We start from the raw sequence: 9681 nt of genomic DNA on the forward strand, positions 1-9681 counted from the left end.
CTTGTAATCTTGAAGTCATTATTCTACCCCTACTTAATTGTCTTTCCGCTAGATTTAGCAAATCTAACTTTTTTTCCATCTTCAAATTTATAACCAATTCTTGTAGCCTTTCCTGCTGCACTGTCAAAGTACATAACATTTGATACGTGAATTGGTGCTTCCATTTTTTCTATTCCACCTGGGTTTTGAGGTCCTCTTGGTTTAATGTGCTTAGTAACAACATTAACTTTTTCAACAACAACTAAGTCTTTCTTAGGAATTGTTCTTAGGACTTTACCAGTCTTGCCTTTATCTTTTCCGGCTATAACTTTTACGATGTCATCTTTTTTAATTCTCATATTACACCTCCAAATTATAGTACTTCCGGAGCTAGAGATATAATCTTCATAAAGTTTCCAGCTCTAAGTTCTCTAGTTACAGGTCCAAAAATACGAGTTCCAACTGGGCTTCTATCGTCTTTTATTACAACAGCTGCATTATCATCGAAACTAATGTAAGATCCGTCTTTTCTGCTGATACCCTTGTTTGTTCTAACAATAACTGCTTTAACAACGGCACCTTTTTTAACAACGCCACCGGGTGTTGCATGTTTTACAGAACACACTACAATATCGCCAATGTTAGCTGTTTTTCTATTAGTACCACCAAGGACTTTAACAACAGATAGTTCTCTTGCACCTGAATTGTCAGCAACACGTAATCTTGTTTCTTGTTGAATCATGTTATTCTCCTTTCAAGCCAAAATTATTGAGCTTTTTCAATAATTTCTACAAGTCTCCATCTTTTATCTTTACTTAGTGGTCTAGTTTCCATAAGTCTTACGCGATCACCAATACCACATTCATTATTTTCATCATGAGCCTTGAATTTAGTAGTTTTCTTAAATCTCTTCTTATAAATTGGATGAGTCTTTAAAGTCTCAGTTTGAACTACAATAGTCTTGTCCATCTTGTCGCTTACAACAATACCTGTTAAAGTTTTTCTTGAATTTCTTTCCATGAGATTAAGCCTCCTTTCCAACTTCAAGTTCACGTTCTCTAATGATCGTTTTTACTCTTGCTATATCTCTTTTAACATTTTTAATACTTGATGGATTATCAAGTTGGCCAGTTGCCAATCTGAATCTCAAATTAAAAAGTTCATTTTTAAGTTCATTAACTTTATTATTTAAATCTTCGCTAGACATATTGCGGATTTCATTAGCCTTCATTTGAGTCACCATCCTTATCTTTCATAACGAATTTTGTTCTTACAGGGAGTTTCATGGATGCAAGTCTCATAGCTTCTCTTGCAACTTCTTCTGAAACACCACCCATTTCAAATAAAACTCTACCTGGTTTAACAACTGCTACCCAGTATTCTGGTGCACCTTTACCGGAACCCATACGAGTTTCAGCAGGTTTTTCTGTAACAGGTTTGTCTGGGAAAATCTTAATCCAGATATTTCCACCTCTACGAATATATCTTGTCATAGCACGACGTGCCGCTTCTATTTGATTTGAAGTTATCCAACAAGGTTCTAAAGCTTTTATACCATATTCGCCGTATGCAAGCTCATTACCACGCATAGCCTTGCCCTTCATTCTGCCTCTGTGAACTTTACGATATTTTACTCTCTTAGGCATCAACATGACTATTCCCCCCTTCTTTAAGACTCTTTATTTTTATTGTCTCTTCTATTATTTCTATTATTATTTCTGTTATCGCGTCTCTTGCGATTTCTGTTATCTCTATTATCTCTTGATCTTCTTCCCTTTTCTTCAGTTAGTTCAGGAAGAACTTCACCTTTGTATAACCAAACCTTAACACCGATTTTACCATAAGTTGTATCAGCTTCAGCAAAACCATAGTCAATGTCAGCTCTTAAAGTTTGAAGAGGAATAGTTCCTTCAGAGTATCCTTCAGTTCTTGCCATATCAGCACCACCAACACGACCAGAAACAGAAGTCTTAATACCAAGTGCTCCTTGACGCATAGTTCTTTGGATTGCTTGTTTCATAGCACGTCTAAATGCAACTCTTCTTTCAAGAGCTTCAGCAATACCTTCAGCAACGATTTGTGCATCTAAGTCTTGGTTTTTGATTTCTTCTACATTTATAACAACAGATTTATCTGTAAGTTTTTCAATTTCAGTTCTTAGTTCTTCAACGCCAGCACCACCACGGCCAATTACCATACCTGGTTTTGCTGTATGAATAGAAATTTTAACTCTATTAGCAGCTCTTTCGATTTCGATCTTAGCAATACCTGCTGCATAAAGTTTTTTCTTAACATAATTTCTAATATTGTTGTCTTCAACTAAAAGATCGGCAAAATTTTTCTTATCAGCGTACCATTTTGAATCCCAATCTTTGATTACTCCAACACGAAGTCCATGTGGGTTTACTTTTTGACCCATTCTCTACCTCCTTACTCTCTTTCTGCTACTACAACGCCAATATGACTTGATCTTTTAAGAATTGGATAAGCCATACCCTTAGCCTTAGGATGGAATCTCTTCATAGTTGGGCCTTCATTAGCATAGGCCTTTTTAACATAAAGATCTCCTCTATCTAAATTAAGGTTGTTTTCAGCGTTTGCTACAGCTGAATTTAGTACCTTATAAAGTTCATGAGCTCCCCTTTTATTAGTAAACTTTAAAATAGAGAGGGCCTCATCAACGCTTTTTCCGCGTATTTCTGCGCATATATAGTTCACCTTTAGAGGTGATATTCTTACATATTTAGCAATTGCTTGTGCTTGCATTATAACCCTCCTTATTTAAGTGTTGTGCTCTTTTCGCTCTTGGCACCATGGCCTCTATATGTTCTTGTTGGAACAAATTCACCTAATTTATGTCCTACCATGTCTTCAGTAATGTATACTGGCACATGTTTTCTGCCGTCGTGAACAGCAATTGTGTGTGAAACAAATTCAGGGAAAATAGTTGAGCGACGAGACCAAGTTTTAATTACTTTGTGTTCGTTCTTATCATTAAGCTCGTCAACCTTCTTTAGAAGGTGTTCATCAGCAAATGGTCCTTTTTTTATTGATCTACTCATTAATACCCTCCGATTACTTAGTTCTTCTTCTTACAATATACATGTTAGATTTTTTAGATTTCTTTCTAGTCTTAAGTCCTAGAGCTTTCTTGCCCCAAGGAGTCATTGGTGAAGGTCTACCAACTGGAGTTCTACCTTCCCCACCACCATGAGGGTGATCAACAGGGTTCATTGCAGATCCTCTTACGTGAGGTCTATTTCCAAGATATCTGCTCTTACCTGCCTTACCTAGTGTGATAAGTTCATGAGAAATATTTCCAACTTGTCCAATTGTTGCCTTACATCTTTGGTTGATTAATCTAAATTCACCTGATGGAAGTCTAAGTTGAGCGTACTTGCCTTCTTTAGCCATAAGTTGTGCAGATGATCCAGCAGATCTTGCGATTTGACCGCCACGTCCTGGAGTCATTTCTACATTGTGAACTGTTGTACCAACAGGAATGTCAGCAAGCATAAGTGCGTTACCAACTTTGATATCTGCGTCTGTTCCTGATTCAATTACATCTCCTACTTTTAAACCATTTGGTTGAATGATGTATCTCTTTTCACCATCAGCATAGTTTAAAAGAGCAATGTAAGCTGTTCTATATGGATCATATTCAATAGCTGCTACTCTTGCAGGAATATTGTCTTTATCTCTCTTTAAATCTATAATTCTATATTTTCTTTTAACTCCGCCGCCTCTGTGTCTACTAGTAATTCTACCATGAGCATTTCTACCGGCAGTCTTATTAACTGTTGCTAAAAGAGATCTTTCAGGTGTAGTCTTAGTAATCTCTTCGAAAGAAGCAACTGTCATTTTTCTACGAGCAGGAGTTGTAGGTTTAAATCCTTTAATCGCCATTATAATACCTCCCTACTATCAAATAGAATCAAAAAATTCTATCGGCTCTGAGTCATCAGTAAGCTTAACTATCGCCTTTTTCCATGAAGGACGTCTTCCTTGATGAACTCCTTGTCTTTTAAGTTTACCACGCATATTCATTGTATATACTTTTTCAACCTTAACGCCGAAGATTTCTTCAACAGCTTCTCTGATTTCAGGTTTTGTAGCAGTTTTAACAACTTCGAAAGCATATTTGTTATCTGCCATCATGTCCATACTTTGTTCAGTGATTAAAGGTCTTTTTATAACGTCAAATTTATTCATCAGTTAAAAACCTCCTCAACAACATCAAGTGCAGACTTAGTAATAACAAGATTGTCGTATTTTAGTAAGTCATATACATTTATATCAGTAGCTCTTGATGTTTTAACACCAGCGATGTTTCTTGCAGCTCTTTGAACATCTTTTTCGTCGTCATTAACAACAACAAGTGCTTTTTCACCAGCACCAATATTCTTTAAGATGTTAGCAAAAACTTTTGTCTTAACTTCTTCCATTTGGAAGTTATCTACAAGAATCATTTCGCCATCTTGTAACTTGCTAGTAAGAACTGACTTTAGAGCAACTCTTCTAGTCTTCTTAGGAGTTGTGTAAGAGTAATCTCTTGGTTTCTTAGCGAAAACAACTCCGCCGCCTCTCCATTGAGGTGATCTAATAGAACCTTGTCTTGCACGACCAGTTCCCTTTTGTCTCCAAGGCTTTCTTCCGCCTCCACGAACTTCAGCACGTGTCTTAGCAGAGTGAGTACCTTGTCTTTTGTTAGCCAAAATATTTTTAACAACTAAATAAACAGCATGAGTGCTAACAGGAGCAGCAAATAGCCCTTCACTTAGTTCGACTTCTTCAACAGGATTTCCCTTAATGTCAATCATTTGAATCTTAGGCATTTCTTAACCTCCCTATCTTATTTAGTCATTTTAACAGTGCTTTTAATTCTAACAGTTCCCTTCTTAGGTCCTGGAATAGCACCTTTTACTAAAATTAAATTTTTATCTGTATCTATTCTTACAATTTCAAGATTTTGTACAGTAACTCTTTCGTTACCCATTTTTCCTGCCATTCTGTGGTTTTTCCATACTCTTCCTGGATAAGAAGCAGCACCCATACCACCTGGCATTCTGTGGAATTTAGAACCGTGAGTTTCTCTACCACGTCCAAAATTGTGACGTTTAATAATACCAGCAGTTCCTTTACCCTTTGAAGTTCCTACAACATCAACATGTTCTCCAACTTCAAATAAATCTACTTTTATTTCATCGCCTAAGTTGTAAGATTCTACATCATCAGTTCTAAATTCTGAAAGATGTTTTCTATATCCTACACCAGCTTTGTCTAAATGTCCCTTCTCAGGTTTGTTTAATTTCTTTTCCTTAACTTCATGTGTTGCAACTTGGATAGCATCGTATCCATCACTTTCAACAGTTTTCTTTTGCACAACAACATTTGGTTCTACTTCAATAACTGAGACAGGAGTGACAGTACCCTCTTCGTCAAAAATTTGGGTCATGCCAATTTTTTTACCTACTAAATATTTCATGTTGCACCTCCTAATATTTACAGCGGACTTCTACTAAAAGAAGTCATATAAAGCAAAGTTTTAAAGTTTAATTTCAATATCTACACCAGCTGGTAGATTTAACTTCATAAGTGAATCTACAGTCTTTTGTGTAGGATTAAGTATATCAATTAGTCTTTTGTGAGTTCTTTGCTCAAATTGTTCTCTTGAATCCTTGTACTTGTGTACAGCTCTTATAATTGTGATGATTTCCTTTTCTGTTGGAAGAGGAATTGGTCCAGAAACTTCTGCACCGCTCTTTTTAGCAGCATCAACAATTCTTAGTGCTGAATTGTCAAGTAATTCATGATCATAAGCTTTAAGTTTAATTCTAATTTTTTGTTTGCCTTTGTTAGACATATTTACCTCCTATTCGCTAAAGCCTTACTTGCGAATGGGGTTATCGATACACGCACCCTGGTGTGTAAACAGGGCGCATCTGAAAAAATAACCCACGCCCAAGTCCAGCTTGGACTTCTCTGTCATAATTACCTTGAAACTCCTTTTTTTCAACAAAATTTCAAGCAACTTATGACTTCATCGCAACCTTCTTTTTTTTACGCTCAGATATTATATAATAAAAAACGCCAATTGTAAAGGATATTTACAGGTTTTTTTGAAATTTATGGGATTTTTTACTAAAAATATTCTTATGAGGAAATTCCTCCTATATTTATAGGCGCTCTATCTAATATAGTCTAAAAAGATTATAATTGCAATGATTTATAAATATTTTTTAAAAATTCTAAAAATATTTTTATATTATAATTTTTTCTGTTATAAAGATATTTATTTACACAATTATTTTTTTACAAATTTAATTTTCTTCTATAATAAAACTCTCTTACAAATAAAAAAGTATGGTAAAAACCATACTTTTATCACAGAATTTTTTTATAAAATATACTTTAAACTTTCTACATATTATATAGGATAATTTTTATCCCTTTCATCTAAGTCCAGAGGAATAATGCTATCATATTTTTTCCCCTCTACTTCTATTTCAGAAATATTTACATCAATGGAAAAGGACTTTTTTAAATTTTCTCTATTTAAAACTTCCCTAGTCCTTCCAAATTCATAAGTCTTGTCATAATTTAAAATAAGGCACTTGTTAGACCTTGCTAGTGCGTGCTCTGGATAATGAGTGTTCATAACGATTATCACACCAGTCTTAGAAAGTTCTTTTAACAAGTCCAAGATTATCCTTTGATTTCTATAATCAAGACCACTTTCTGGCTCATCTAAAATAATTATTTTTGGATCTTTCATAAGACTTCTTGCTATTAAAAGCATTTGGATTTCTCCACCACTCATTTGATCCGACTTTTTTGTCCTTTAAATTATAAATTCCAACCATCTTCATTATTTGACAGGCTTTTTTTATATGGCAAGCTCTTGGTCTTTCAAAAATTGACATAGAAGATTTCGCCCCAAAGAGAACCATGTCTAGTCCTGAATAAGAAAAAGTTGAATTTCTCTTTTGTGGTATATAAGAAAGCTTTGACCAAAATTCTTTATTATTTATAGAAGAAATATTTTTTCCATCTAAATAAGTTCCACCCTTGTTCCACTGAAGAAGTCCAGTTAAACACATAATTAGAGTTGTCTTTCCAACTCCGTTAGGTCCAAGTATTGAAAGGATATCAGAATCTTCTAGGGAAAAATTCATATCTTTTAAAATGTAATCTGTATTTTTAAATTTAAAAGATCCTCCCACAACTTCTAATTTCATTTAAAGACACCTCCCGATTTTCTCATCAAGACTATAAAAATTGGTGCTCCAAGAATTGCAGTTAAAATTGAAATAGGAAGTTCAATAACAGAAACAGTCCTTGAAAAAGCTTCGATTAAAACCATAAATCCTGCCCCAAGACTTAGCCCAAGAGGGAGAGTGTAAAGGTTATTAGCTCCCACAATTAATCTCACAAGATGAGGAATAATAAGGCCTATCCAGCCAATTTGACCGCAAATAGAAACAGAAGATGCAGTGATTAGGGTTGAAGCGAAAATAAAAATCAACCTTGTCTTTTTGACATTAACCCCAAGAGAAATGGCCTCATCTTCAGATAAAGATAAAATATTAAGGCTCCATCTCATTTTATAAATTACAATAATAGAAATTATTATAAGCGGACCTGCTAAAAGGAGATTTTTATAAGAAGTTCTGCCAAAGGATCCCATTAGCCAATAGGTGATTTGTGGCAACTTGTCCATAGGATCAGCTGTGTATTTTAAAAGCGAACTTAGGGCATTGGCAAGGGAAGATACAATAATTCCTGCCAAGATCAGGCTCATCATAGAAGTTTCATCTTTTTTTACAATATTTATTGTTATAAAAATTGAAAAAAGCCCAGTCAAAAGTGCCAGCATTTGAATACCCATAGTGCCAAAGGACAAGAGAATCCCCAAAATTGCACCAAGAGATGCAGAAGAAGAAACTCCCAAAATATCTGGTGTTGCAAGAGGATTTGAAAATAAACTTTGAAAGCTAATGCCCGCTGCAGTAAGACCTGATCCTACAAGAAGAGCTGTCAAAACTCTAGGGAGCCTTATATTAAAAATTAGAGATTCCATCATTGGATCAAGTTCCCTTTTTAATATGAAATTTTTAAAAAGTAAAATTATTTCTGATATTTTAATATCCATCCTTCCCATATAAAGGGAGATTATTCCACAAAAAATTGGAAAGATAATTAAAATAAAATAAAGATAGGGATGAAATCTCCCATCATCCCTAATCCAAAAGTTTTTTGTCATATATTAAACATGTCCTCGATTTGTTCATCAGAAAGCTCATAATTGTACCATTTAAGATAATAATCTTTGATTAACTTGTTTAAATCATAGTCTTGAAAGGCTTCTGGATAAGTTTCACTTGCAAGCCAAGCAAGGACTAGTGGCGCATCTGGATTTGGTGTAAGCCAGTTCCACATACCTAACTTTGAATTGTAAACTCTCTTGTCCTTTACAGACTTTAAGTTTGAAAAATCAAATCCTTCAACAGAATTGTTGTAGACATCGCTTCGTTTAATATCCAATAGACCTGGCCCATCAAGATACAAAATATCAGGATTCCACTTGTAAATTTCTTCAACATTTACCTTGGCATATCCCTTTGCATCTTGTGCCACATTTTTTACTCCAAGTCTTTTTAACCAAAAGTCGCCAAAAGTTCCCTTTCCAGCAACAATTGGAGTTCCTTCAACATACTTCCAAAGAATCATAGCACTTGGTCTTTTATCTTCTGGCACAGTAGCAATTCTCTTTTCGACATCCTTTACAATATCGTCGCCAGCTCCTAAGAAGTCGTCCATCTTGCCTTTTTCATCAAATACATCTTCCAAAAGTTTTAGCCATTCTCCATACCTATTTATTGGATCAGCTGGACTTTCTGCGCCCATAGTCACAAAACCAACACAAGGAACACCAGTCTTTGCTAGTTTTTCATATCTGTCTTGATTTTTTGCATTATAAAAAATTACATCTGGTTTTAACTTTATAATTTCTTCTACATTTATGTCTGATTGACCTTGAACTGTATTTGTCGTATCTAAAAGTTCAGGTGCAATATCTTGAAGAACTGTATTAGATATAACTTGTTTAAGTGAACCAGCATAACCCACAATGTAAGGAGCCTTTCCTTCATGGTATGCCATATAAGTAGATAAAATTGGAACTTGATCAATAACAACTCTATCGATTTTGTCTGGAATTTCAAGTTCTCTACCTGCATGGTCAGTAATTTTGTGAGTCCCAGTTTTTTCTTCTGCTGCTACTTTTGTTTCATTTTTAGTAGAATTATTAAGTTCATCTTCAGTCTTATTGGCACAGCCTGTCAAAATTAAGCCAAGCATACTTGCCATTAAAACAAAGACTTTTAATTTTTTAAAATCTTTCATCTTCTTTTTCTAAACCTTCTTTCATATATATAAATTAAAAATACTTCCACTTCCATTATAATACAAGTCGAGAAAAAATTAAGGATCTTGAAGAATAAAAAGAAATTCTTTAAAATTTTTTGATTATTTTTATCAATTGTGAAAATTATCTTAATACTTTGTGGATTTTGGGGTATTATATATGTATATTGAGTAAAACAAAATAGGAGGAACTATGAAAATATTATTATTGATGAAAATTGTTCCTGACACAACAAATGCAAAAATCGATCCAGAAACAAAAAACCTAAAGAGAGA

The 9681-nt window shown here is 34.4% G+C and carries 16 protein-coding genes and 1 pseudogene; all 17 read right to left on the reverse strand.

Translation table 11 applies throughout. From position 1 onward, the window contains the following. Positions 1 to 29: 29 nt before the first annotated feature. Positions 30 to 338, reverse strand: a complete 309-nt coding sequence (gene rplX, locus HGPT_RS05200) for a 50S ribosomal protein L24 (protein WP_019138786.1) — start codon at positions 336 to 338, stop codon at positions 30 to 32. 14 nt (positions 339 to 352) lie between these two features. After that, positions 353 to 721 carry a 50S ribosomal protein L14 gene (gene rplN, locus HGPT_RS05205; protein WP_019138787.1) on the reverse strand — a complete coding sequence of 123 codons (369 nt, stop codon included), beginning with the start codon at positions 719 to 721 and terminating at the stop codon, positions 353 to 355. 23 nt (positions 722 to 744) lie between these two features. Further along, the gene (gene rpsQ, locus HGPT_RS05210) at positions 745 to 999 is read right to left on the reverse strand and encodes a 30S ribosomal protein S17 (protein ID WP_019138788.1); all 255 of its coding nucleotides are present in this window, start codon (positions 997 to 999) and stop codon (positions 745 to 747) included. Between the two features lie 4 nt (positions 1000 to 1003). Next, complete coding sequence (gene rpmC, locus HGPT_RS05215; RefSeq protein ID WP_019138789.1) at positions 1004 to 1210, reverse strand: 50S ribosomal protein L29; 207 nt, start codon at positions 1208 to 1210, stop codon at positions 1004 to 1006. Continuing rightward, positions 1200 to 1631, reverse strand: coding sequence for a 50S ribosomal protein L16 (rplP, locus tag HGPT_RS05220; protein WP_010244405.1), 432 nt, complete (start codon positions 1629 to 1631; stop codon positions 1200 to 1202). The genes rpmC and rplP overlap by 11 nt, the downstream gene beginning before the upstream one ends. Before the next feature lie 17 nt (positions 1632 to 1648). Beyond that, positions 1649 to 2398, reverse strand: coding sequence for a 30S ribosomal protein S3 (gene rpsC / locus HGPT_RS05225; protein ID WP_019138790.1), 750 nt, complete (start codon positions 2396 to 2398; stop codon positions 1649 to 1651). An 11-nt stretch (positions 2399 to 2409) separates the two neighbouring features. Beyond that, positions 2410 to 2745: a 50S ribosomal protein L22 gene (rplV, locus tag HGPT_RS05230; protein WP_019138791.1), complete on the reverse strand. Its 336-nt coding sequence runs from the start codon at positions 2743 to 2745 to the stop codon at positions 2410 to 2412. 11 nt (positions 2746 to 2756) lie between these two features. Then, complete coding sequence (rpsS, locus tag HGPT_RS05235; protein WP_019138792.1) at positions 2757 to 3041, reverse strand: 30S ribosomal protein S19; 285 nt, start codon at positions 3039 to 3041, stop codon at positions 2757 to 2759. A 13-nt stretch (positions 3042 to 3054) separates the two neighbouring features. Beyond that, complete coding sequence (gene rplB, locus HGPT_RS05240) at positions 3055 to 3885, reverse strand: 50S ribosomal protein L2 (protein WP_019138793.1); 831 nt, start codon at positions 3883 to 3885, stop codon at positions 3055 to 3057. Between the two features lie 18 nt (positions 3886 to 3903). Next, the gene (gene rplW, locus HGPT_RS05245) at positions 3904 to 4191 is read right to left on the reverse strand and encodes a 50S ribosomal protein L23 (RefSeq protein WP_019138794.1); all 288 of its coding nucleotides are present in this window, start codon (positions 4189 to 4191) and stop codon (positions 3904 to 3906) included. Next, complete coding sequence (gene rplD / locus HGPT_RS05250) at positions 4191 to 4814, reverse strand: 50S ribosomal protein L4 (RefSeq protein WP_019138795.1); 624 nt, start codon at positions 4812 to 4814, stop codon at positions 4191 to 4193. The genes rplW and rplD overlap by 1 nt, the downstream gene beginning before the upstream one ends. A gap of 17 nt (positions 4815 to 4831) precedes the next feature. Then, a complete protein-coding gene (rplC, locus tag HGPT_RS05255; protein ID WP_019138796.1) occupies positions 4832 to 5464 on the reverse strand; it encodes a 50S ribosomal protein L3 in 633 nt (210 codons plus the stop codon). A 60-nt stretch (positions 5465 to 5524) separates the two neighbouring features. Further along, positions 5525 to 5842, reverse strand: coding sequence for a 30S ribosomal protein S10 (gene rpsJ / locus HGPT_RS05260; RefSeq protein WP_005957385.1), 318 nt, complete (start codon positions 5840 to 5842; stop codon positions 5525 to 5527). Between the two features lie 564 nt (positions 5843 to 6406). Next, positions 6407 to 6778, reverse strand: a complete 372-nt coding sequence (locus HGPT_RS09980; RefSeq protein WP_051007893.1) for an AAA family ATPase — start codon at positions 6776 to 6778, stop codon at positions 6407 to 6409. Continuing rightward, positions 6779 to 7217 (reverse strand): annotated as a pseudogene (locus HGPT_RS09985) (ATP-binding cassette domain-containing protein); the annotation flags it as partial. After that, positions 7214 to 8242, reverse strand: coding sequence for a FecCD family ABC transporter permease (locus tag HGPT_RS05270; RefSeq protein ID WP_019138797.1), 1029 nt, complete (start codon positions 8240 to 8242; stop codon positions 7214 to 7216). The gene HGPT_RS05270 and the pseudogene HGPT_RS09985, both read right to left, overlap by 4 nt. Further along, positions 8239 to 9384: an ABC transporter substrate-binding protein gene (locus tag HGPT_RS05275; RefSeq protein ID WP_019138798.1), complete on the reverse strand. Its 1146-nt coding sequence runs from the start codon at positions 9382 to 9384 to the stop codon at positions 8239 to 8241. Before HGPT_RS05275 ends, HGPT_RS05270 begins: the two co-directional genes overlap by 4 nt. Positions 9385 to 9681: the final 297 nt, after the last annotated feature.

Origin of the sequence: Peptoniphilus timonensis JC401 (assembly GCF_000312025.1) — a bacterium.
GTDB classification, from domain to species: Bacteria; Bacillota; Clostridia; order Tissierellales; family Peptoniphilaceae; genus Peptoniphilus_A; species Peptoniphilus_A timonensis.